Origin of the sequence: Nonomuraea sp. LPB2021202275-12-8 (assembly GCF_037044575.1) — a bacterium.
Lineage (GTDB): Bacteria > Actinomycetota > Actinomycetes > Streptosporangiales > Streptosporangiaceae > Nonomuraea.
Genome location: NZ_JBAHWD010000011.1, coordinates 103,856 through 126,889 on the forward strand (window position 1 = coordinate 103,856; position 23,034 = coordinate 126,889).

At 72.6% G+C, this 23,034-nt stretch carries 21 protein-coding genes; 7 read left to right on the top strand and 14 right to left on the bottom strand.

What is annotated here, in order from left to right:
- Positions 1-19: 19 nt before the first annotated feature.
- Entirely contained in the window at positions 20-976 is a 957-nt protein-coding gene (locus V5E28_RS21880; protein ID WP_336208867.1) for an alpha/beta fold hydrolase, read from the bottom strand.
- 231 nt (positions 977-1,207) lie between these two features.
- Between V5E28_RS21880 and V5E28_RS21885 the strand changes: the two genes are divergently transcribed.
- A complete protein-coding gene (locus V5E28_RS21885) occupies positions 1,208-2,185 on the top strand; it encodes an NAD(P)H-dependent flavin oxidoreductase (RefSeq protein ID WP_336208868.1) in 978 nt (325 codons plus the stop codon).
- A 110-nt stretch (positions 2,186-2,295) separates the two neighbouring features.
- Positions 2,296-3,066 carry a lytic polysaccharide monooxygenase auxiliary activity family 9 protein gene (locus tag V5E28_RS21890; RefSeq protein ID WP_336208869.1) on the top strand — a complete coding sequence of 257 codons (771 nt, stop codon included), beginning with the start codon at positions 2,296-2,298 and terminating at the stop codon, positions 3,064-3,066.
- 4 nt (positions 3,067-3,070) lie between these two features.
- Here the strand turns inward: V5E28_RS21890 and V5E28_RS21895 are convergent, their stop codons facing one another.
- Genes V5E28_RS21895 through V5E28_RS21910 form a run of 4 tightly spaced genes read right to left on the bottom strand, consistent with a single transcriptional unit; the run spans position 3,071 to position 7,138 of the window.
- On the bottom strand, positions 3,071-4,069 hold the full coding sequence (locus tag V5E28_RS21895) for a glycoside hydrolase family 43 protein (RefSeq protein WP_336208870.1): 999 nt from the start codon (positions 4,067-4,069) through the stop codon (positions 3,071-3,073).
- Complete coding sequence (gene arfA / locus V5E28_RS21900; protein ID WP_336208871.1) at positions 4,066-5,559, bottom strand: arabinosylfuranosidase ArfA; 1,494 nt, start codon at positions 5,557-5,559, stop codon at positions 4,066-4,068. The genes V5E28_RS21895 and arfA overlap by 4 nt, the downstream gene beginning before the upstream one ends.
- A gap of 23 nt (positions 5,560-5,582) precedes the next feature.
- Positions 5,583-6,410 (bottom strand): carbohydrate ABC transporter permease, encoded by an 828-nt coding sequence (locus V5E28_RS21905; RefSeq protein WP_336208872.1) that lies wholly within the window; start codon positions 6,408-6,410, stop codon positions 5,583-5,585.
- On the bottom strand, positions 6,407-7,138 hold the full coding sequence (locus V5E28_RS21910) for a carbohydrate ABC transporter permease (protein ID WP_336208873.1): 732 nt from the start codon (positions 7,136-7,138) through the stop codon (positions 6,407-6,409). The genes V5E28_RS21905 and V5E28_RS21910 overlap by 4 nt, the downstream gene beginning before the upstream one ends.
- Before the next feature lie 66 nt (positions 7,139-7,204).
- Here V5E28_RS21910 and V5E28_RS21915 point away from each other — a divergent pair, with 66 nt between their 5' ends.
- Entirely contained in the window at positions 7,205-8,224 is a 1,020-nt protein-coding gene (locus V5E28_RS21915) for a LacI family DNA-binding transcriptional regulator (RefSeq protein ID WP_336208874.1), read from the top strand.
- Positions 8,225-8,234: 10 nt separating this feature from the next.
- Here the strand turns inward: V5E28_RS21915 and V5E28_RS21920 are convergent, their stop codons facing one another.
- Both V5E28_RS21920 and xylB read right to left on the bottom strand, forming a co-directional pair.
- Positions 8,235-9,497, bottom strand: a complete 1,263-nt coding sequence (locus tag V5E28_RS21920) for an ROK family transcriptional regulator (protein WP_336208875.1) — start codon at positions 9,495-9,497, stop codon at positions 8,235-8,237.
- Between the two features lie 18 nt (positions 9,498-9,515).
- Positions 9,516-10,928, bottom strand: coding sequence for a xylulokinase (xylB, locus tag V5E28_RS21925; protein WP_336208876.1), 1,413 nt, complete (start codon positions 10,926-10,928; stop codon positions 9,516-9,518).
- A gap of 87 nt (positions 10,929-11,015) precedes the next feature.
- On the opposite strand from xylB, the gene xylA reads away from it, so the two are divergent.
- From xylA to V5E28_RS21940, 3 genes are all read left to right on the top strand, one after another.
- A complete protein-coding gene (gene xylA / locus V5E28_RS21930) occupies positions 11,016-12,191 on the top strand; it encodes a xylose isomerase (protein ID WP_336208877.1) in 1,176 nt (391 codons plus the stop codon).
- Positions 12,192-12,423: 232 nt separating this feature from the next.
- Positions 12,424-12,735: an STAS domain-containing protein gene (locus tag V5E28_RS21935; protein WP_336208878.1), complete on the top strand. Its 312-nt coding sequence runs from the start codon at positions 12,424-12,426 to the stop codon at positions 12,733-12,735.
- Between the two features lie 399 nt (positions 12,736-13,134).
- Positions 13,135-14,013, top strand: a complete 879-nt coding sequence (locus tag V5E28_RS21940) for a CAP domain-containing protein (RefSeq protein WP_336208879.1) — start codon at positions 13,135-13,137, stop codon at positions 14,011-14,013.
- A gap of 96 nt (positions 14,014-14,109) precedes the next feature.
- Here the strand turns inward: V5E28_RS21940 and V5E28_RS21945 are convergent, their stop codons facing one another.
- The gene (locus V5E28_RS21945; RefSeq protein WP_336208880.1) at positions 14,110-14,853 is read right to left on the bottom strand and encodes a hypothetical protein; all 744 of its coding nucleotides are present in this window, start codon (positions 14,851-14,853) and stop codon (positions 14,110-14,112) included.
- Between the two features lie 147 nt (positions 14,854-15,000).
- Between V5E28_RS21945 and V5E28_RS21950 the strand changes: the two genes are divergently transcribed.
- Entirely contained in the window at positions 15,001-15,768 is a 768-nt protein-coding gene (locus tag V5E28_RS21950; RefSeq protein ID WP_336208881.1) for an alpha/beta fold hydrolase, read from the top strand.
- 2 nt (positions 15,769-15,770) lie between these two features.
- Here V5E28_RS21950 and V5E28_RS21955 read toward each other — a convergent pair whose 3' ends face one another.
- From V5E28_RS21955 to V5E28_RS21980, 6 genes are all read right to left on the bottom strand, one after another.
- Positions 15,771-16,196 carry a hypothetical protein gene (locus V5E28_RS21955; RefSeq protein ID WP_336208882.1) on the bottom strand — a complete coding sequence of 142 codons (426 nt, stop codon included), beginning with the start codon at positions 16,194-16,196 and terminating at the stop codon, positions 15,771-15,773.
- Complete coding sequence (locus V5E28_RS21960; protein WP_336208883.1) at positions 16,193-18,007, bottom strand: AfsR/SARP family transcriptional regulator; 1,815 nt, start codon at positions 18,005-18,007, stop codon at positions 16,193-16,195. The genes V5E28_RS21955 and V5E28_RS21960 overlap by 4 nt, the downstream gene beginning before the upstream one ends.
- A 105-nt stretch (positions 18,008-18,112) precedes the next feature.
- A complete protein-coding gene (locus V5E28_RS21965) occupies positions 18,113-19,360 on the bottom strand; it encodes a hypothetical protein (RefSeq protein WP_336208884.1) in 1,248 nt (415 codons plus the stop codon).
- On the bottom strand, positions 19,357-20,451 hold the full coding sequence (locus V5E28_RS21970) for a ThiF family adenylyltransferase (protein ID WP_336208885.1): 1,095 nt from the start codon (positions 20,449-20,451) through the stop codon (positions 19,357-19,359). Before V5E28_RS21970 ends, V5E28_RS21965 begins: the two co-directional genes overlap by 4 nt.
- Before the next feature lie 298 nt (positions 20,452-20,749).
- Positions 20,750-21,913 carry a pyridoxal phosphate-dependent aminotransferase gene (locus tag V5E28_RS21975; RefSeq protein WP_336208886.1) on the bottom strand — a complete coding sequence of 388 codons (1,164 nt, stop codon included), beginning with the start codon at positions 21,911-21,913 and terminating at the stop codon, positions 20,750-20,752.
- Positions 21,914-21,973: 60 nt separating this feature from the next.
- Complete coding sequence (locus tag V5E28_RS21980) at positions 21,974-22,996, bottom strand: LacI family DNA-binding transcriptional regulator (RefSeq protein WP_336208887.1); 1,023 nt, start codon at positions 22,994-22,996, stop codon at positions 21,974-21,976.
- Positions 22,997-23,034: the final 38 nt, after the last annotated feature.

Here is a 23,034-nt window from a genome sequence, read left to right on the forward strand (position 1 = left end):
CACCCCTGGGCGAGGGCCGTCACGTCTTCCGCTCCGCCCAGCGGCCGACCACCTCCGCGTAGCCGCCGGGCAGCTCCAGCGGCAGCATGTGCCCGGCGTCCTCGAACACGTGCCGGTCCCAGTCGGGGCGGAGCGTGGCGAGCTCGTCGATCGCGCCGTCGATCATCATCTTGTCCTGCCCGCCCAGGAGCAGCAGCGTGGGCACGGCCAGCCTGGTGATCATCTCGCGCACCCGGCTCTGGTCGACGAACACGGCCGTCATGAGCGAGGCCAGGGCCGTGACGGCGTGGCCGAGCCGTTCGGGCCGGGCGCCGCGCAGCTCGGCGGCCAGCAGCGCGCTCATGGCCGGACTCAGCCGGGACAGGTCGCCGCCGACGAGCCGGCCGCCCGCCCGCACACTCTGGTCGGTGTACATCCTCAGCTTGTAGTCGAGCAGCGGGCGGCCGGTCAGGCGCAGCGCCGCCCGGGCGGGGGGCGCGCCGGCCGACAGGATCAGCCTTCCCCAGGTGCGCCACCACAGGGCCTCCCGCTCCGGCAGCGGGCCCGGCAGGGCGGGGGTGACGAGCACCAGCCGCCCGACCCGCTCCGGCGCGAGATCGGCGAACATCAGCGCGACCAGGGCGCCCATGGACCACCCGTGGGCGATCACGCCGTCGAGGCCGAGCCGGGCGGTGAACGCCCGCAGGAAGCGCGCGTTCGGCTCGGCCCTGGCGGCGCGGGGGTGAGGTGCGGCGGTGTGCCCGAAGAGGGTCCCGGGCAGATCGGGGGCGATGACGGGCCCCAGCCCGGCCAGCGGGCCGATGGCGTCGAGCCACATGGTGGCGCTGCCCGCGAGCGGGTGGATCAGCAGGTGGGTGGGCCCGTCACCGGAACCGTCGGCCCTCAGGTAGTGGACGGTGGTGCCGTGGACGTCGGTCTCCTCGCTGCGGATCCCGGCCCACCGTGGGGACAGCGCTCCCCAGTCGACATGGCGCATGCCCGCATTATGTCCCCGTCCGCCCCCCTCGTCACCGGCTTGCGGCGATCACCTGGGCGCGGGGTCCGGTCCGGAGTCGCTGTCCAGGCCTCGCCGCCACCGTGCGCGTCCCGGTCGAGGAGCGGCCGCCGGAGAGCCGCTCGCGTCATGGTTCCGCGACTGCGCACGACCCCTCGCGCGGCACGCCTGGCCCGGGTGCGAAACTGCTGCCAGGCGGCGAAAGGCAGGACGATGACGCGCACATGGCTCACCACACGGTTCGGCCTCGACGTGCCCCTGGTGGGCGCCCCGATGGCGGGGGTCGGCGCGGGAGCTCTGGCCGCGGCCGTCTCCGCGGCCGGGGCACTGGGCATGGTGGGCGTTTCCGCCACCGCTCCGGCCGGGTGGATCACCCAGCAGGCCGAGATCGCGGCAGGCGGTGAGGCCGCCGGTAGCGGTGGCGGGCGGCCGTACGGGATCGGGTTGATGGCGTGGGCGCTGGGCGACAATCCGGGCCAGCTCGACGCCGTCCTCGCCGCCCGGCCCGCCCTGGTGTCGGTGAGTTTCGGGCCGTACGACCGCTACGTCGAGCCGTTGCGTGAGGCGGGCATCGTGGTGGCCACCCAGGTGGGCACGACCGACGAGGCGCGCGCCGCCGAGCAGGCCGGGGTGGACGTGGTGGTGGCTCGTGGCGCGGAGGCGGGCGGTCACGGACGCGACGCCGTGGCGACGCTGCCCCTGCTGCAGAGCGTGCTGGCGGCCGTGCGCGTCCCGGTGCTGGCCGCGGGCGGCGTCGCGACCGCTCGAGGGCTGGCCGCCGTGCTGGCCGCGGGCGCGGAGGGCGCCTGGTCCGGTACGGCCTTCATGGGCTGCGCCGAGGCCACGGTCTCCGAGGCCGCCGCCGCCCGGCTGCTGGCCGCCGGGGAGACCGAGACCGCCTACGGGCGGGTCTTCGACATCGCGCAGCGGCTCGACTGGCCGCCGGAGTACGGCGGGCGAGCCCTGCGCAACGCGTTCTTCGACCGGTGGGCGGGCCGGGAGGAGGAGCTCGCGGCCGACGACGCCGCGGGGGCCTCGCTGGAGGAGGCCCGCCGCGCCGGCGACTTCGACACCGCCTACATCTACGCGGGCGAGGCCGTGGGCCTCGTGCGGGAGCGGCGCACGGCCGCCGACGTGGTGGCGGAGTTCGCCACCGCGGACAAGCTGCTCAGGCGGTTCAGCGGCGGGTGAGCCGCGCCGGATCCCTGTTCAACGCCTGTCCCGGACATGCGGGGTGAACTTCCGGGACGTGCGGCTCGTACCTGTACCCGGACGGGGAGTTGCCTGCCGAGGAGGGTTCCGTGCGACACCGGATCGTGTGCGTGGCCGCCGCCGTGCTCGGCTGCCTGCTCGTGCCGGCCGTCTGGACCGGGGCGGCCGGCGCCCACGGGGCATTGGAGAACCCCGTCAGCCGGGCGGCGGCCTGCGGGGCCGAGAGCCCGCTCAGGTCCGAGTCCGCCGCCTGCGCCGCCGCCGCGATGCCCGCCGAATGGGACGACCTCCGGGTGGCGAACGTCGAGGGCAGGGACCGCGAGGCGATCCCCGACGGCAAGTTGTGCAGCGGCGGCCTCGACGCGTTCAAGGGCCTCGACCTGCCCCGCGCCGACTGGCCGGCCACCGAGCTGACGCCGGGCGCGGACTTCACCTTCAGGTACCGGGGCACCATCCCCCACAAGGGCACCTTCAGGATGTACGTCACGAAGGACGGCTACGACCCGGCCCGGCCGCTGGCCTGGTCGGACCTGGAGCGCAAGCCCTTCCTCAAGGTCACGGACCCGGCGATGGCCGACGGGTCGTACGTCATGGAGAGCCGCCTGCCGTCAGGCAGGACCGGCCGCCACCTGATCTACACCATCTGGCAGAACTCCGACACCCCGGACACCTACTACTCCTGCTCGGACGTCGTCTTCGCCGGCGCGGCGGCTCGGGCCGAGCCCGCCCCGGCGGGTCAGGCCGCGGAGAGCCCAGCCGTGGAGGACGGCGACCTGACCTGGGTGCTCGGCGCCGTGGCCCTGCTCGCGGCCATCACGGTCGGCGCGATCATCCTCCTGGCCCGGTCGAACCGCCGCTGACCCCTCAGGCCGGGCGGCGTTGCGGGGTGTGCGTGGGGCCGCGGACGATCGGCTTGCCCGCCTCCCAGTCGACGCGGTCCAGCCAGAGTGTCCGGCCGGGCTCGACGCTGCCGATCGCGTCCGGCGGCCAGGCGTGGTAGAGCAGCCAGGTCTCGCCGGCGACGGTGGTGACGAGGTAGCTGTGGCCCGGGCCGGCCGCTCCCGGCCCGGTGGACAGGATCGGGTTCTCGGGGGCGTCCTGGCAGGGCCCGAGCGGCGTCTCGCAGGTGGCGTAGCCGACCGCGTAGGCGGCCTGGTCGAAGGCGTTGGCCGAGTAGAACAGGTAGTAGCGGCCGTCGCGGCGGACGAGCTGGGGCGCCTCCACCACGTGGCCGTGCCAGCCCGCGGTGTTGGCGAGCAGCTTGACCGGCTCGCCGGTCAGGGTCAGGCCGTCGGGGCTCAGGCGGCGGCCGTACAGGTGGGTGGTCCGGCCGATGGCGTTGCCGTCGTTCTTCCAGTAGAGGTAGAGCGTGCCGTCGGCGTCGCGGAACGGGCTGGCGTCGATCGAGCCGCCCTCGTCGGCCTGGCAGATCAGCGGGGCCGGCGAAGCGTCGGCGAACGGCCCTTCCGGGGCGGCGGCGATGGCCACGCCGACACACTGGCGGCCGGTCCGGGTGGAGCGGGCCGTGTAGTACAGCGCGAACCTGTCCTCGGCGAGCTGGATCACCTCGGGCGCCCAGGTGTTGCCCGGCTCGGCCCACGAGCCGAGCTCGGGCAGCACGTCGCCACGGGGCTGCCAGGTGACCAGGTCGGGCGAGGTGAGCAGGGGCACGTTCTTCCCGGCCCCGTTGGTGCCGTAGGCGTACCAGGTCCGACCCACCCTGATCACTCCCGGGTCGGGGAAGTCGGCGTCGTGGACGGGGTTGGTGAAGGTCACGCTCTCTCCAGCGGGCGTCGGGGCGGCGGTCGCGCCGCAGGCGGCCAGCGCGCACAGGCAGGCGCCGGCCAGGGCGCGGCGGATCATGCGCGCCGGGTCAATCGGATCATGTTCCAGGAGGCCGGGGGAAGCAGCGCGGTCAGCTTCCCCCCGTCCACGGTGACCCCGTCGAGCGGGCGGGGCCGTACCTCCTCGTCCTGGCCGCCCGTGCGGTGCGGGTCGTCCTCGGCGACCGCGCACGCCTCCACCAGGCCGCGGACCTCGACGCCGCGCAGGTCGGCGGCGAGCTCCAGCGGCTCGTCCGGCGACCGGTTCACCGCGAACAGCGTCACGTCGTCGCCGTCGAGCGTGGCGACGGCCGACAGCTGCGGCACCTCGCCGTACCTGGCCGTCTCCAGGGCGGGCCCGGAGGGCTCCACGCGCAGCACCTCGCCGGCGGCGTGCCTGGCGGTGAGCGCGAACGGGTGGAAGATGCTCTGCCGCCAGGCGGGGCCGCCCGGCTCGGTGCGGATCGGCGCGATGACGTTGGCGAGCTGCGCCTGGCAGGCGACGGTGACCCGGTCGGCGTGACGGAGCAGGGTGATCAGGAAGTCGCCGACGACGACCGCGTCGGCCGCGGTGTAGGTGTCCTCGATCAACTGCGGCGCCTCCTCGAACGGCTCGTGCCCGCGGCCGTGGAAGTCCGCCTGGTTCCACACGTTCCACTCGTCGAACGACAGGTCGATCCGCTTGCGGGTACGGAGCTTCGCCGCCACGTGGTCAGCGGTGGCCACCACCGAGGAGATGAACCGGTCCATGTCGACCGCGCTGGCCAGGAAGCCGGGCAGGTCGCCCTTCTCCTCGTAGTAGGCGTGCAGCGACAGGTAGTCGACGGCGTCGTAGGCGTGCTCCAGCACGGTCGCCTCCCACGCGCCGAAGGTCGGCATCGTGCTGTTGGAGCTGCCGCACAGCACCAGCTCCACGTCCGGGTCGACGAGCCGCATCGCCCGGGCGGTCTCGAGGGCGAGCCGCCCGTACTCGTCGGCGGTCTTGTGGCCCACCTGCCAGGGCCCGTCCATCTCGTTGCCGAGGCACCACAGCCTGATGCCGTACGGCTCGGCCGCACCGTGCTTGACGCGCTGGTCGGACAGGTGGGTGCCGCCGGGGTGGTTGGCGTATTCCAGCAGGTCGCACGCCTCCTGGATGCCGCGCGTGCCGAGGTTGACCGCCATCATCGGCTCCACGCCCGCCGCCCTGGTCCAGGTGACGAACTCGTCCAGGCCGAAGCGGTTGCTCTCGATCTGCCGCCAGGCCAGGTCCAGGCGGGTGGGCCGGTCGGCGACCGGGCCCACACCGTCCTCCCAGCGGTAGCCGGAGACGAAGTTGCCGCCGGGGTAGCGGACGAGGCTCACCCCGAGCTCGCGGGCCAGTTCCAGCACGTCGGTGCGGAACCCGCGGTCGTCCGCGGCGGGGTGACCGGGCTCGAAGATCCCGGTGTAGACGCAGCGGCCCATGTGCTCCACGAACGAGCCGAACAGGCGTCTGCTGACCGGGGCGATGGTGAAGTCGCGGTCCAGGGTCAGCCGTGCGGTCCTCACGAAAACAGCTCCTCTTGACGTGGTCAGCCCTTCAGGCCGGACCGTGACACGCCCTCGATGACGTAGCGCTGGGCGACGATGAAGATGATCAGCACGGGGACGCTGGCGAGCACCGCGCCCGCCATGATCACCGGGTAGTCCAGGGTGTAGGCGCCCTGGAGGATGGACAGCCCCGGCGGCAGGGTGAATTGCTCCGGGCTGAAGAGGACGTAGATGGGCCAGATGAACTCGTTCCAGTTGCTCAGGAAGCTGAGCACGGCCAGCGTGGCGAGGGCCGGGCGCGACAGAGGCAGCACGATCCGCCAGAAGATCTGCAGGTGGCCGGCGCCCTCGATGGAGGCGGCCTCCTCCAGCTCGCGGGGCAGGCTGAGGAAGAACTGGCGCAGGAAGAACACCCCGAACGCGCTGGCCGCGCCGGGCACGATGAGCGCCCACAGGCTGTCGAGCCAGCCGAGCCGGTCGACGATCAGGAAGTTCGGGATGAGGAACGTGAAGCTCGGCACCAGCAGCGTGCCGACGATGATCGCGAAGAGCGGGGCCCTGCCGCGGAACTCCAGCCGGGCCAGGGCGTAGGCGGCGGTCGAGGCGACGACGAGGACCAGCAGCGTGTGGCCGGTGGCGGCCAGCATGCTGTTGACGAACCAGCGCAGCACCGGCGTCTCGCTGGTGCCCTTGACCAGGGTCTCGAATGCGCCGGTGGTGAACTCCTCCGGCACGAACGTCGGCGGGATCCGGGTCGCCTCGGTGTTGGTCTTGAACGCGGTGAGCAGCATCCACAGCAGCGGCAGGACGACGATCATCGCGAAGCCGGTGAGCATGAGGTACCAGGCCGAGGCGCGCAGAGTCTTCATGACCTGCTCCTGAAAATGCGGAAGTTGATCACGCTGACGACGATGAGCACGAGGGTGAGCACGTAGCTCATGGCCGCGGCGCTGCCCATGCGGTAGTCGACCAGCCCCTCCTGGGCGATGTACATGATCGCGGTGCGCGTCTCGACTCCCGGCGCGCCCTGGGTGACCAGCAGCGACTGGCCGAACATGTTGGCCGACGCCAGGATGGTCGTGGTGGTGACGAACACCGCCACCGGCCGCAGTCCCGGCAACGTGACGTGCGCGAAGCGCTGCAGGCGCCCCGCCCCGTCGACCGCCGCCGCGTCGTACAGCTCGCGCGGGATGTCCTGGAGCCCGGCCAGGTAGATGACGGCGTTGAAGCCGAGCGTCCACCACACGGTGATGCCGACCAGCGACACCCACGCCCACGGCAGGTCCGTCGTCCACGGGATGTCCAGTCCGAACAGGTGGTTGACGAAGCCGAGGTTGGGGTCGAGCAGGATGCGCCACATCACCCCGATCACCGCGACACCGAGCACGAACGGCACGAAGAACACCGCCCGGAAGTGGCCTGGCGCGGGCCGGCGGCGGGTCCGCCGCCTCCGCCGCAGGCCGCGAGGAGCAGGGCGCCACCCGTCCCGGCGCCGAGGCTGAGCAGCCCCCGGCGGGTGAGGGTGTGGCTGGATGTCTCGGTCATCACGATCACTTCCCAGCGGTGGTGAGGTGACCGCATTTCTACATCGATGCATCCAACGTTGTAAACAGCGAGAGACCCAAGCGTTACATCGTTGGAAACCCAGCTGTATAGTGCCCGTGTGCAGCCACGACTGAAAGACGTCGCCGAACTCGCCGGAGTGTCGATCAAGACCGTCTCCAACGTCGTGAACGGCTACCAGTTCGTCAAGCAGGAGACCCGCACCCGCGTGGAGCAGGCGATCGCCGAGCTCAACTACCGGCCCAACCTGACGGCCCGCAACCTGCGCCAGGGACGCTCCGGCGTAATCGCGCTGGCCGTGCCCGACCTCGACATCCCCTACTTCGCCGAGCTGGCCACCAATGTGATCACCGCCGCCGACCGGCACGGCTGGACCGTCCTGATCGACCAGACCCAGGGCGAGCGGGCCAAGGAGCGGCTGGTCGTGGCGGGCATTCGCGCCCACCTCATCGACGGCCTGCTCTTCAGCCCGCTCGCGCTCACCGCCGCCGACCTGGCCGCGCGCGACGACCGCACGCCGCTGGTCCTGCTCGGCGAGCGGATAGGGCGCGAGCGCACGCCGTACGACCATGTCGGCATCGACAACGTGAGCGCGGCACTGCAGGGCACCGCCCACCTCGCCGCGCTGGGCCGGCGCCGCATCGCGGCGATCGGCGCGCGGCGCGCCGCCTCGGGCGCGACCGCCCGGCTGCGGTTGCGCGGCTACCGCAAGGCGCTCGCCGGCGCCGGGCTGGCGGAGGACCCGACGCTCGTCTCCCACGTCGAGGCGTTCCACCGGGCCGACGGGGCCCGCGCCATGGCCGCCCTGCTCGACTCCGGGGCGTCGCCCGACGCGGTGTTCTGCTTCAACGACACCCTCGCCCTCGGCGCGCTGCGCACGCTGCTGTCGCGCGGCGTGCGGGTGCCCGACGACATCGCGCTGTTCGGGTTCGACGACATCGAGGACGGCAGGTTCTCCACCCCGTCGCTGTCGACCATCGCCCCCGACCGGCAGGGCATCGCGCAGACGGCGGTCGACCTGCTCGCCGAGCGGCTGTCGGCCGCCGTCCCGGAACGCGCCCCGCAGGAGGTGTGCGCCTCCCACGAGCTGATCGCCAGGGAGAGCACCCTCGGCCGGTAAGCGGGCGCGATCAGGACCAGAGCGCGGCAGGGTCCTCCAGGATCGTCCGCACCGTGGCCAGCGCCGCGCCCAGCAACGGCCCGCGCCTGCCGAGCTGGGAGACGGTGAGCGCGTCCGGGTCCCATGAGCGCACGGTGACCCGCGCGGCCAGCTCGCGCCGCATCGACGGCAGCAGCCACGCGCCGAGCTCGGCGTAGGCGCCGCCCAGCACCACGGCCGCCGGGTCCAGCAGGTTCACCGCCCCGGCCAGCGCCGTCCCGAGGGCCGTGCCCGCCTGCTCCAGCGCCTCCAGCACCCTGGCGTCGCCCTGACCGGCGCGGGCGGCGAGTGCCTCGATGACGTCGCCGCCCACGCCGGTCACGCCCGCCGTCCTCAGCACCGCCGCCTTGCCCGCGTACTGCTCCAGGCAGCCGCGGGCGCCGCAGGAACACGGTGAGCCCTCCGGGTGGACGGGCATGTGCCCGAGCTCTCCCGCCAGGCCGCGCGCGCCGCTGAACAGCCGCCCGCCGACGACGAGGGCGGCGCCGATGCCGCTCTCCGCCGACACGTGCACGAAGTCGGCGGCCACCGGGTGCGCCCACAGCTCGGCGAGGGCGCCGAGGTTGGCCTCGTTCTCGACCCGCAGCGGCAGCTCGCCCGGCCACAGCGACGCGACGGGAACGTCGTGCCAGCCCAGGTTCGGCGCGTGGTCCACGGTGCCGGGCACGTCGCCGACCAGGCCGGGCACCGCCACGACCGCCGCCACCGGCCGTAGCCCGAGCTCCGCGGCCTGGCGGGTGGCGTCGTCGGCCAGGGCCGACAGGCGTGCCAGCACCTCGGCCGGGGCGAGCGCCGCGTTGGCGCTCTCCACCTGCGTCCAGACCCGGACCTCGCCGCGCAGGTCGGTGACGCAGGCGCCGAGGTGTCCGACGCCGGCCTCCAGCCCGAGCCCCGCCGGGCCGCGCTCGCTGACCGCCAGCGCGCTGCCCGGCCGTCCGACCCGGCCGTTCGAGGCGGGCCCCAGCTCGGTCAGGAGCCCTCCGGCGAGCAGCTCGTCCACCAGGCTGGAGACGGCGGCCCTGGTCAGCCCGGTCCGCCCGGCGACGGCGGCCCTGGACACCGGCCCGTCGGCCGCCACCGTGCCCATCACCAAGGCGAGGTTGTGCTGTCGCATCCCCTGCTGCGAGGCGGGCCTGCCGCGCGCGCCCTCCTGGCCCGAGCTTCCGCGCAGGATTGTTGAACGATCCTGGTCGCACGCGGGTCCGGTGCCCCCGGCCCCGGTGGTGTCACGCATGCTCGTCCCTTCCGTCGGTCAAGGCGCGGTGAAGAGCTGCCCGGCCCGGGGCAGCGTAGCGGCGATCCGCTCGGCCGACTCGGTGTCCCGGGGCAGCGGCTCCAGCAACTCCCCGCGCGCGGTCCCCCAGCGCCGGGACACCTCGTCCGGCGCCTCCCCGGTGAGCAGCGCCGCCGCCTGTGCCGCCGCCCCCAGCGCGACCAGCTCGGCCGCCGCCGGCACCAGCACCGGCCGCCCCGACAGCCTGCGGATCGTCTCGCGCCAGGCGGTGCCCCGCGCGCCGCCGCCGATGAGCAGCAGCGGCACGCCGGGATCCGGCTGCTCGCCGCCCGCCCTCAGCACGTCGTCCAGCGCCGCCAGCAGCGAGTGCGCGGCGCCGTCGTAGGCCGCCTGGAGCACCTGGCCGGCGGTGGTGTCGTGGCGCAGGCCGTACAGCAGCCCGGCGGCGTGCGGCAGGTTGGGGGTGCGCTCGCCGTCGAGGTAGGGCAGCACGACGGCGGTGCCTCCGGGCTCGACGGCCTCCCGGTCACGGCCCAGCAGCTCGGCGATCTTGTCGATGGCCTGGGTGCAGTTGAGCGTGCAGGCGAGGGGCAGCCAGTTGCCGAGGGCGTCGGCGAAGCCGGCGACCGTCCCGGTCGGATCCTGCGGACGCCCCCGGGTCACGGCGTAGACGGTGCCCGAGGTGCCGAGGCTGAGCACGGGTGTCCCCGGCTCCAGGCCGAGGCCGAGCGCCGCGGCCATGTTGTCGCCGGTCCCTGCGGCGACCGGGGTGCCTTCGGCCAGCGGGCCGCCCGCCCGCACGGTGCCCGCGAGCCCGGAGACGACCCGGGGCAGCACGGCCGGATCCAGCCCGACGCCGCGGAGCAGCTCGGTGTCGTACCCCTGCGGCGTCCACCAGCCGGTGCCGGAGGCGTCGCCCCGGTCGGTGACGGCCTCCCCGGTGAGCCGCTCGGTGAGGTAGTCGTGCGGCAGCCGCACCGCCGCGACCCGAGCGGCCCGGTCGGGCTCGTTCTCGCACAGCCACAGCCACTTGGAGATGGTGAACGCCGCCGTCGGCACGCTGCCGGTGCGCTCGGCCAGCACGTCCGCGCCGTACTCGCCGGCCAGGCTCGCGGCCTGCCCGGCGGAGCGGACGTCGTTCCAGAGCAGCGCGGGGCGCACCGGCGCGCCGGCGGCGTCCAGCGTCACCAGCCCGTGCTGCTGGCCTCCGACGGAGACGGCGGCGGCGCTCGCGGCGTGCCCGGTCCCCTCGACGGCCGCGCACAGCGCCTGCCACCACTGCACGGGATCGCTCTCCCGGCCGGCGCCGGAGGTCACGGCGTGGGGGGCACGCCCTTCGCCCACGACGGCACCGCTGTCCACGTCCACGGCGACCGCTTTGGCCGACTGTGTGGAGCTGTCGATGCCGATGACGACGCGCTGTGCCGACATACCTGCCTCCTGGCGATCCTCGGGCGGGCTTCCCTCCGCCGCCTTTGCATATTAATTTGTTTTCTGCCCTTACGAATAGGAGTCCCGATGACAGACAGTCTCACGCCCCGCCCGGAGCACAAGTTCACCTTCGGCCTGTGGACCGTCGGCTGGCAGGGGCGCGACCCGTTCGGTGACGCCACCCGTCCCGCCCTCGACCCGGTCGAGAGCGTCAACAAGCTCGCCGAGCTGGGCGCGTACGGCGTGACCTTCCACGACGACGACCTGATCCCCTTCGGCTCGACGGAGGCCGAGCGGGAGCACCACATCAAGCGCTTCCGCCAGGCCCTCGACGCGGCGGGGATGGCGGTGCCGATGGCCACCACCAACCTCTTCACGCACCCGGTCTTCAAGGACGGCGCGTTCACGGCCAACGACCGCGACGTGCGCCGCTTCGCGCTGCGCAAGACCATCCGCAACATCGATCTCGCCGTCGAGCTGGGCGCCCAGGTGTACGTCGCGTGGGGCGGCCGCGAGGGTGCCGAGTCCGGCGCCGCCAAGGACGTGCGCGTCGCGCTCGACCGCATGAAGGAGGCCTTCGACCTGCTCGGCGAGTACGTCCTCGGACAGGGCTACGACCTGCGCTTCGCCGTCGAGCCGAAGCCCAACGAGCCGCGCGGCGACATCCTGCTGCCGACCGTCGGCCACGCGCTGGCGTTCATCGAGGAGCTGGCGCACCCCGAGCTCGTCGGCGTCAACCCGGAGACCGGCCACGAGCAGATGGCCGGGCTCAACTTCACCCACGGCATCGCCCAGGCGCTGTGGCACGGCAAGCTGTTCCACATCGACCTCAACGGCCAGACCGGCGTCAAGTACGACCAGGACCTGCGCTTCGGCGCCGGCAACCTGCGAGACGCGTTCTGGCTGGTCGACCTGCTGGAGACGGCCGGATACGCGGGCCCGCGGCACTTCGACTTCAAGCCGCCGCGCACCGAGGACATCGACGGCGTCTGGGCGTCGGCCGCCGGCAACATGCGCAACTACCTGGTGCTCAAGGAGCGCGCGGCGGCCTTCCGCGCCGATCCCGAGGTCCAGGAGGCGCTGAGGGCCGCCCGGCTCGACGACCTGGCCCGGCCCACCCTGGCGGCCGGCGAGTCGCTGTCCGATCTGCTCGCCGACCGTGCCGCCTACGAGGAGTTCGACGCCGACGCGGCGGCCGGCCGCGGCATGGCCTTCGAGCGGCTCGACCAGCTCGCGATGGACCATCTGCTCGGGGCCCGCTGAGCACCTGACCCCGCGCGCCCGCCTCCCCGCGAGGCGGGCGCGCGGCGCGTGGAGGGGAACAGGAGGGTCGCTGAACGTAACAGCACGGAAAGCCGATGATAGAAACCCGTATATGAGATGACTTTGAGGATATGACGGAGAGTCGCGCGACAAACCGGTTCAGCCGCATGTGACCGAGCGGGCCATGTGAGGACACGCCACCCTGCCCGCTCGGAGCGAAGGAGGAACGGACATGGACCTGGTGTCGGTGGGCACGGTGACGGACGGCACACTTCCGGTGGTGCTGCGCGGCGAGATCGACTTCACCAACGCGGCCCAGGTGCGTGAGGCGATCTCCACCGCCGTCGCCGCACAGCGACCCACTGCGGTGCGCATCGCGATGGCCGAGGTGGCGTTCCTGGACTCCTCCGGCGTCGGAGTGCTGGTGGACGCGATGAAGTCCGCCTGGGAGGTGGAGGCCTCCTTCCGCGTGACCGACCCCACGCCGCGGGTCTACGACCAGTTGCGCATCGCCGGCCTGCTGGACCCGTTCGGCCTGGCCTGAACGCGGACGGCGGCCACCACACCGCCCGGCCCCGAGCGGGGTGCGACGGCCGGCGTCGCCCTGGCGAAGCGGACGCCCTCCCGGCATGGCTGCCTCCGAGTGCCTCGGCGGGGCGCGAGCTTGAGCGCAGGCGCAGGCCCGGAGGGCAGGCCCGGGCCGGGGCGAGGGCGGAGGCCTGGACGGCCGGTGGCGGCGGGGAATCGGGCGGTGAACCGAAGGGCGGGCGGGTGCGTACCTTCCGGCGGAGGAGTGCGCCGGTCGGCGGTGTGGAAGCCGTACAGACGCCTCTCGGGCCACTTTGGTTTACCTGAATATCCGAAATTTCATGACAAAGTGGTTCCGGTCCCGACAGAATGCGGATTCCATCCAGCGTCTACCGCAAACTGGAGGGAACCCCATATGCGTAGACCCCTAGGGGTACTCGCGTGCCTCGTGAGCGCCGCCGCGCTGTCCGCCCCCGTCGCCACGGCCAACGCCGCGACGGTGCCGCAGGCCGTGTGCCGTGTGTCCGTGGCCAAGCCGCTCGTCAACGCCGCCGGCAAGATCCAGGCGTCCGCCACCCGGCGCGGCTGCGGCCGGGCCACGCTGGTCCGGGTCCGCGTCAAGCGCGCCGTCCCCGGCACGGACCCGGTCGTCAAGAGCGGTGCCAAGAAGTCCCGCAACGCGCGCGTCACCATCGCCCTGCCGTGCGCGCCGGGCGTGTACTACACGGTCGCCACGGACTACCGCGGCAACACCGGCAAGTCCCGGCCGGTCAGGCTGTCCTGCTCCCCCACCGCGACGCCGAGCCCCACGGCCACGGCCACGCCGAGCCCGTCGCCCACCACGACGGCGCCCCCCAAGCCGTCGGCCACCCCGACCACCACCACCCCGCCGGCGGGCACGGTCGGATCCGCCGAGGAGAACGAGGTCGTACGGCTGACCAACGCCGAGCGCGCGAAGGGCGGCTGCCAGCCGCTCAAGCACGACGCGCAGCTACGCAAGGCCGCCTTCGGCCACTCCTCGGACATGGCCACCCAGAACTACTTCAGCCACACCTCCAAGGACGGCCGTACGTTCATGGACCGCATCCGAGGAGCGGGCTTCACCGGCGGTTCGGGCTGGGCCGAGAACATCGCCATGGGCCAGCAGACCCCCGCGTCCGTGGTCAGCGCGTGGATGAACAGCTCGGGCCACAAGGCCAACATCATGAACTGCAAGTACAACCTGATCGGTGTCGGCGCGGCCAAGAACAGCAAGGGCCAGATCTACTGGACGCAGAACTTCGCCGCACGCTGAACATGACGTGCCCGTCCTCCTGCTCACGGACACGGTGACGGAGGAGATGACGACGCCCCGCGACGGCCTTCCGTCGCGGGGCGTCGTGCCGCCGGGTCAGCCGCGGATCACCATGCGGGGCAGCGTGCCGACGATCACCAGATGCACGCCGAGGGTGACCAGGTTGTGGGCGATGTGGATGGCCATCGCCGCCACCAGGCCGTACTCGAACATGACCAGGAACAGGAACATGCCCATGTACCAGGACCAGATCCACCCGAGGATCCCCTGGTAGCCGTGGGTGTTGCGGAACCTGCCGTTGCTGGTGAGCATGGCGGCGGCCACCGTCCACGGATGCTCGGTCAGCACCTGGTGCAGGTGGCCCGCCGTGGCGAAGTCGGCGACCGGGATGAACACCTCGGTGAAGATCCACCGGACCGGGTGCAGGTCGGCGAAGCCCAGCACCAGGAAGTCCACGAACACGGCTCCGGCGATCGCGGCGTAGAACAGCAGCCACCGGAAGAGGATCTCCTCCAGCGCGCTCTGGAGCACGAGGCGGACCGGCCCCAGTTTGATCACCTGTCCGTCCGCCGAGCCCTGCCACGCGAGCTGCCGCTGCACGTGACGGATGCGCGGCAGGCTGACCAGCGTTAGCAGCAGCCCGCCCGCCATAGCGGGCCAGGCCAGCAGGAACGATCCGCTGAAGGCGGTCCAGAGCGGCTGCTCGACGGCCCAGAAAGTGCTGAGGTCGAAGGGGATGACGTGCGGCGCCAGCCACTCCAGCAGCAGCACCAGCAGGACGGAGAACCCGAATCCGAACGGCAGGAGGGAGCACGACAGGGCGAAGCCTAAAGGTGGCATGCGATGGCCCTTCCGGGGTCGGCCTGTCTCCATGATGCCCACAACCGGCCTCGGCCACGAGGGTTTGATCGATCGCCTCAAGCGATCGCATTGCGCGATCGCCCAAATCTCTGTACGGTCAGGATGACACCGAACAGGGAGATCCGCATGAGCACCATGACCATCGACGGCCGACGCCTGGCCTACACCGACTTCGGCGGCGACGGCGATCCCCTGGTCGCCCTGCACGGCCACATGTCCGAGGGGGCGTCCTTCGCGGGCCTGGCGGAGCGGCTGCGCCCCGGCCGGCGGCTGATCGCCCCCGACCAGCGTGGCCACGGCGACTCCGACCGGGCCGCCGACTACAGCCGGGAGGGCTACCTCGCCGACCTGCTCGCCCTGCTCGACCACCTGGGCCTGGAGCGGGTCGCGCTGCTCGGGCACTCGCTGGGCGCGATCAACGCCTACCAGTTCGCCGCCCGCCATCCCGAGCGGGTCAGCGCCCTGATCAACGTCGAAGGCGCCGCGGAGCTGGGCCTGCACGGCCCGAACCCGCTCGCGTTCGTGCTGGGCCTGCCCTACCGGGCGCCCACCCGCGAGGCCCTGGTCGAGGCCCTCGGCCCGGCGGCGCCGTTCTTCGCCGCCGGCCTGCGCCGGGATCCGGACGGGAGCTGGCGGCTGCCGTTCTTCCCGCAGGACATGGTGGACTCCGAGGAGCTGGTCCACGGCAACCACTGGGCCGACTGGACGGCGAGCTCGTGCCCGGCCCTGCTGATCCGCGGCACGAAGGGCGTCATCCCCGCCGGCCAGGCCGCGGACATGCTCCGCCGCCGCCCCGGCACCCGGCTGGCCGAGCTGGACACCGACCACTTCGTCCAGGCGGGCGACCCGGAGGGGTTCGCCGAGGCGGTCACCCGCTTCCTGAAGGACGTGTGAGCTCAGTCCTCCATGGGACGGCCGGTGGTCGCGCTGGGGGCGCGCGCGACCTTGCGCGCCCAGGCCGTCATCGCCCGCTCCGCGCCGGTCAGTCCCCCGTCGTCCCCCTTGAGCACCCCGGCGGCCGTACGCGGGTCGCTCGCACCCGCGAGCTTGCCGCCCCAGGCGAGGGAGCAGTAGGCGTCGCCGAGGACGGACGCGCAGGCGGCGATGAGGGTGCCGCGCCGGCGCTCGTCCAGCCCGCGGGCCATGCCGGTCTCGTGCAGCAGCTCGAAGAGCGCGTCGTGGGTGGCCGGCTGGTAGGCCCACACCCGCGCGGCGTTGGTGACGTAACCGGTGTCGGCGAGGTCGTCGTCGAAGAGCCGCTGCACCTCGGGGGTGTGTCGGGGAGTGCCGAGAAATCCCGCCTCGGGCCGGTGGGTCGTCACAGGGGTCGCCTCGCAGGTCCGGATTCGTCGAGCAGCCGGGTAAGTGCCGGGTTGTCGATGTCCGCGCCGAGCAGGCGGGCCGAGGCGAGCGCCGTCTCCTCCCCCAGGCGCCACCGGTGCAGGTGGGCGCGGACGACGAGTTCGCCCATGTCGCAGCGCGCCGCCAGCGCCGACAGGGTCGTCACCAGGGATCTGGCCCGCTCCTCGTCTCCGTGGTCGAGCGCGGTCGAGATGGCGGCGTCCAGCACGTACCCGCGAATCCACTGATAGCGGTCGGGCACCCGGTTGCCGCGCCGCGCCGCCTCGTCGAACCACTTCGCCGCGGAGTCGTGATCGCCCCGCCCGGCGTAGAGCAGGCCGAGCCCGCGCCCGGCCATGCCCTCCCAGCACGGGTCGTTGAGCTGGCAGGCCTGCACCCAGGCCTGCTCGAAGGCGTCGGCCGCGCCGTCGGCGTCGCCGCCGGCCAGGTGGAGCTCGGCCCGCAGGGTCTGCGGCCAGGGCAGGAACGCCATCCACCGCTGCTGGTGCACGAGCTCCAGGCAGCGTTCCAGCGCGGCGGCGGCCTGGCTGCGCTCGCCGCGCAGCAGGTGCGCGCGCGCCAGGATCGACAGCGACCACGCCTGCTGCCGGTGGTCGGCGCAGCGGCCGGCCCGCTCCACGGACTCCTCGATGTAGGCGAACGCGGCCGGGTAGTCGCCGGCGTCGGAGGCGTTCATGCCCCGCACCCCGAGGACGGCGGCGAGTTCCTCGTCGGTCTCGGCCAGTGCGGTGGCCTGCGCGAGCCACCTGGCGGCGGTCTTTCGACGGCCCGCCTGCACCTCGACGAATCCGAGCTCGCGGTGGGCGGTCACGGCGGTGGCGCGCTCGCCCGCCCTGGTGGCCACCACGATCGCCTGGTGCAGGACGATGGCACCCTCCTCGTCGCGGCCCCGGACCGCGTGCACGAGCGCGCCGCCCAGGCAGACCAGCGCCCGGCCCTGCAGCGCGGCGTCTTCGCAGCGCGCGGCCTCGGCCACGGCCCTGCGCAGGCACTGCAGGCCGGCGTCGACGGCGCCGGCGACGATCGCCGCGCGGCCGGCTTCGAGTTGGCTCGCCGCGGCCGGCCGCCCGCTGAGCGGGAGCGCCGTCGCGGAGCCGGCGGTCGCCGCCTCCCGCAGCGCCGGGGAGGTTTCGACGCCGAGCTCGCGGCGCAGCAGATCCTCGCAGACCGCGGCCTGCCGCCTGGCCGCCATCCGGTTCCCCGCTACGGCGAGGCTGCGGATCAGCAGCTCGTGGTTGCCTTCCTCCAGCGGGTTGCGCGCCACGGCCTGCGAGGCGTACGCGACCGCGTCCGCCGCCTGCCCGGCGGCCAGCAGCGCGACGGCCGCCTGGCGCAGCCGGGCCTCCACCCTGGCCGAGATCCGGTGCCGCGCCACCAGCAGCCACGACTCGAACCCCAGGCTGGACGACAGGTGGATCCCTTCGAGCAGCTCGCCCCCGGCCTCCAGGAGCGGGGCCGGGTCGGCGGAGTCCTGGGTGACCAGGAGCGCGTCCACCACCACGTCGCCGCCCAGCACCGTGACGACGGGATCCCCGCCGAGCACCCCCGGCACGCCGAGCACGCGGCGCAGCTCGGCGAGCGTCCACCGCAGCGCCCCCAGCGGGTCGTCCGCATCGGCGAACAGCAGCTCGGCCAGGTGCTTGCGGCCGGGCGGCCGCTCCGCCAGCAGCAGGTAGCCGAGCAGCGCCCAGGCCTTGCGCCCGCGCGGCGGGCGCAACGGCCTGCCGTCCCGTTCGATGGCCGGAGGCCCGAGTAATCGGATCGTCAACATGAGCCCACCCCCGCTGCGATTGTCGCCGCGACGAGGCCCCCCGAACAGCCCCCGCGCGCTCCTTCCCGAACATGGGGCACCGGCGTGTGAGCGGGCGTGTGACGGCTACCCGGCGCGGCGGCGGAACCAGTGCCGGTGACCGCGGACGAACGTCACCAGGAAGAGGACCTGGATTCCGCCTTCGATGAGCAGGAAGACGCCGGAGTCCACCGCCGTGAGCACCGGCCCGCCGGCGAAGCCGCCGACCACTCCCCGCACCGCGCGCACCGCCGCCGAGATCGCGATCGGCGCGCCGTAGAGGAGCAGGAACGTCAGGCTGATCGTGGCTCCGCCCACGAGGAAGACGGAGTAGATCCGGGTCGCCCGCCGCTCGTGCGGGGCGAGGTCGTCCGTGGGATCGGCGGCGGGGGCCGGGCGGCGGCGCAGCCGGGCGAGGGCGCCGTCGAGCAGGTACCTGGCGTAGGCGAGGCCGTCGTCGAAGAGGTTGCGGGTCCGCAGCAGGTCGCGCAGCACGTAGTAGAGGTCGGTGCGCATGTAGACCTGGAGCTGGAACGGGATGGTCATGAGCACGGTCACGACGAGCGCCTGCATCAGGGCCCTGGCCAGATCAGGCAGGGGGGCGTACGCGACGAGCAGCGTCAGGGACGCCATCAGCAGCACGTCCCACGCCATCCCGGCCAGATACACCCGGTAGCGTGACCGCCTGGGCACCCCCCACACCGCGGTGACGTCGGTCTGCACCACCAGGTTGTGCAGCCGGGTGCCGAAGCCGATCCGCCCCGGCACGCCCAGGGACCGGGCCGCGGTCAGGTGCATCAGCTCGTGCACGCTGATGGCGGCCGACATCATGACGGTGTTGACCAGCACGGTCAGCCCGACGTAGTCGCTCCAGAAGAAGTCCTCGTAGTGCGGCAGCAGGTCGAGCCGCAGGGCGAGCGTGACGAGGGCCGCGCCCACCACCAGCGTCCAGGCCAGCTTCAGCGGCGCGCTGAACAGCCACGCCACGTGCCGCTGGGTCAGGGTGCGGAAGTGGCTGGGCGGGGCGTCCACCGCCGGGTCGGGCAGGGCCCGCCCGTCGACGTCGCGGACGAACCCGAGGTCGGTGAGCGCCTCCACGAGCTCGGCGGCGTCGATCTCGGCGTCCTGCTCGGCGGCGATCCGCGCCTCGGTGTCACTGACCGACAGTCCCTCGTCCAGCAGGCGGATGGCCTCGCCGTAGACGGCCGGCAGCTCCACGAACTCGCCGATCTCGGCTCGGCCGACGACCACGACGTCCGGGTCGTCGTCGTCCGGGCGGCTGATCAGCGGATGGAGGCCGACGCGGCTGCCCGCGGTGACCGGCGCGGCGTTCACCTCGCGCCGGGTCCGCAGACAGGGCAGTCGTCATAGCGCGGGATGTCGATGAAGTAGGAGTGATCCCACATGCCGTAGTTCCAGTGCAGGATCCGGCCGCGCGCCTGGGCCGGCAGGCCGCCGAGGTGGTAGAGGACCTCCAGCGCGCACAGGTGCCCGCTGATGTTGGCGCTGGCGGCCACCACCGCGTTCGGGCGGTCCTCGGTGAGCGGGCGGCCGTGGGCGTTGAGCTCGCGCTGGTCCTCCTGCCTGCGCAGGCAGGCCCAGCATCCCGTCTCGCCGGGGACGAGCGAGCCGACGACGGCCATCGGCCCGGTGTAGAAGCTGACGAACCAGGGCGTGCCGGTGCGCAGCGCCGCCTCGTTCGTCCAGAACATGATGTCCGGATGCGGCTCGTCCGCGCAGAGCACGAACAGATCGCGGCCCTCCATCAGGGCGGCGATGTCGTCGGCGCCGCCCGCCTTGACGGTGCTGCCCGTCACCTCCACCAGGCTGTTCATCCGGCGCAGCCGGTCCACGGCGGCGTCGACCTTCGGGCGTCCGACGTCCGGCTCCGCGTACAGGAGCTGGCGGGTGAGGTTCGGCTCCTCGACGTGGTCGAAGTCGGCCAGGTGCAGGGCCCCGATGCCGCTGGAGACCAGACCGGCCGCCACCGCGGAGCCCGTGCCGCCGATGCCGAGCAGGCTCACGCGGCCGGCCTTGATCTGCGACTGGATCTCGTACGGCGAGCTGCGCGGGGTGGGGTCGATCCAGGAGAAGAAGTTCGTGGCCGGCTCGTAGCGGGTGGCTTCGCGGGCGGTGAGGTTGCCGGGCAGCGGCGCGCCCGCGTCCTCGACGAAGCCGTTGCCGATCAGGTCCTCGATGACCTCGCGCACGTCGTCGGCGTCGGCGTCCGGATGCGTCTCGGCGAAGGCGGCGCAGACCTGGTCGACCGTTCGGGTGCCGTCCATGAGGACGATCAGGCGGGCGATCTCCCCGTCCTCACCGTCCTGGATCTCGGAGGAGATCCCCTGCTGCATGAGGCCGATGACGATGCGGTCCCCGGGCAGGGCGATGGGCTGGTGTACGCGCTTGATGCGTGGCAGGCGCACGGGTGACCTCTCTGATCAGGCGGGGACATGGGAAGGCCGGTCAGGGCGCTGCCTGACCGGCCAATGGGTTCGCGCCTCAGCCGCCTTCGCGGAGAATGGTGGTCTCGACCTTCTCCAGCCGCTTGATCTGCAGCTTGATCTTCTTGGTGGCCTTCTTGTCGTCGGCCGCCTCGTCCACCTTGTGCACTGTGCCTCCCAGGGCGAAACCAGGTTTCGGTGGTGATCTTAACCGGGAGGCGGGTGGTTCGTAACCCCATATGTCATGCAATATCCCGCCCGCTGGGGCGGCAGACGGAGGTCAGGCGGACAGCGGGTTCGCGTGCCGGTGGTGCAGCCCGACGACGGGCGTCTCGTGCAGGCTTCCGGAGTAGAGGAACTGCGTCATGCCGACCAGCAGCCGCCGCACGTCCTCCTGCGGGCGCACCACCAGACGCAGGAACCGGCTGGTCGTGCCCAGCTTGTTGCCGCACTCGCGGACGTACACGCCGTGCTCGGTCAGCAGGTGGTCGCGCAGCGGCACGCCGTCGAACCCGGCGGGCAGTCTGACCAGCAGGAAGTTGCCCTGAGAGGCGAATACCGTCAGCTCCGGCATGCAGCTGAGCTGGTGGAACATCGCCCGCCGGTCCTGCGCCAGCCGCCTGAGGCTCTCCTGGTACTCGCCCATGAACTGCTTCATCATGAACACGACGACCTCGGCGAAGGAGTTGAGGTTCCACTTGGGCAGCGCGTCGCGCACCTTGCCCGCCAGCGCCGGGTTGGCCACCATGTAGCCGAAGCGGATGCCGTGCAGGCCGAAGTTCTTGCCGAGGCTGCGCAGCACGATCACGTTCGGCCGCACCGCCGCCTCCGCCGCCACCCCCGGATACGGCTCGGCGTCCACGAAGTCGCCGAACGACTCGTCCACGATCACCAGGTCGAGGTCGATGAGCTCGTCCAGCAGGCGCAGCACCTCGTGCTTGGGCAGGTAGCCCCCGTCGGGGTTGTTCGGGTTGCAGATCACCGCCACCCGGGAGCCGCGCATGCGGATGAAGGAGACGTACTCGTTCACGTGCAGGGAGAAGTTGCGGCTCTCCAGCAGCGGGAACATGTCGACCCGTTTGCCTGTCTCCAGCGGCTGGTCGGTCCAGCGGCCGAAGGTGGGGATCGGCACCGCCAGGCTCTCACGCACGAGCAGGTGGTCGATCCAGGTGATCAGCTCGGTGGAGCCGTTGCCCATGGCGACCGTCTTGGGGTGCAGGCCGAGCGTGGAGCAGAGCTCCGCGGTGATGGTGTCGGCGTCGCTCGGGTAGAACTTCAGGATCGTCTCCAGGTTCCTGCCCAGGTGGTCGAAGATGTCCGGGGTCGGGAAGTACGGGTTGCACGGGATGCAGAAGTCAACCGGGGCGCTCTGTCCCACCGAACCGCGCATCAGCGAGAAATACGAAGGGCTGTGCGCCTGTGCACGCAACAGGCTGAGCTCCACGACACCTCCATGGGGACACGTGACCGATGTGTGTAGGTACGCGCCGATGTGGTCGCCGGTTCAGCGTGGCGGCGCCGTGGAGTGGCGTCGCACCAGCCTGACCGCCAGTTCGGTGTCGCGGCTGGTCATGTCGGGGCGCTGGATGCGCTGTACCAGGTGCCAGACCGCCTGGGCGCCCAGCAGCTCCTTGTCGGCCGCGATGGTGGTCAGGGGCGGCGAGGCGTGCGCGGCCATGGCGACGTCGTCGTAGCCGATGACGCTGACGTCGTCGGGTGCGCGCAGGCCGCGGTCGCGCAGCGCGACCAGCGCGCCGAGGGCCGACTCGTCGTTGGCGCAGAACACGGCGGTCGGCGGTTTCGGCAGTGCGAGCAGGGCCGCCATCTGCCCGTAGCCCGTCTCGGAGCTGAAGTCGCTGCGCCGGACGTAGGAGGAGCTCACGCGCAGGCCGTGCTCGGCGAGCGCCCGCTGGTATCCGGCCAGGCGCCGCGCGGCGGGCACGATGCGGTCGTCGGCGGTGATGATGGCGGGCGGCGGGTCGGTGTGGCCGAGCTCCAGCAGGTGGCGGGTGGCGAGGTAGCCGCCGGTCTCGTCGTCGTGGCGGATGTAGTCGACGGGCAGGTCCTCGACGGCGTGCTCCAGCAGCACGCAGGTGACGCCCGCGTCGAGGATCCGGCGCAGGTGGTCGCGGTCGGGCGCGAAGCTCAGCACCAGCAGCCCGCTGACCTGCTCGCGCTCCACGCACAGGGGCAGCCGGTCGCCGCCCGGCTGGACGACCTCGTAGGTCATCGACAGCCCCAGTTCGGCGCAGGCCTGCTGGGCGCCGAACAGGACGGGGGCGTAGTACGGGTTCGAGGGCGAGAACATGTCGCTGATCCACGACACGAATCCGATCAGCCCGCTCTCCCTGACGGCCTTCCTCGCCCGCGGCCGGTAGCCGAGCTCCTCGGCCGCCTGCCGCACGGCGGAGCCGGTGCCCGGCGAGACCCAGGACTTGCCCGAGAAGACCGCGGACGCCGTGCCGATCGAGACGCCCGCCCGCTCGGCCACCTCCTTGAGCGTGGCCCGTCCAGGCATCCGTCCCATGGCCGTCCCCCCATCACTGAACTTCAATTCACCGTACT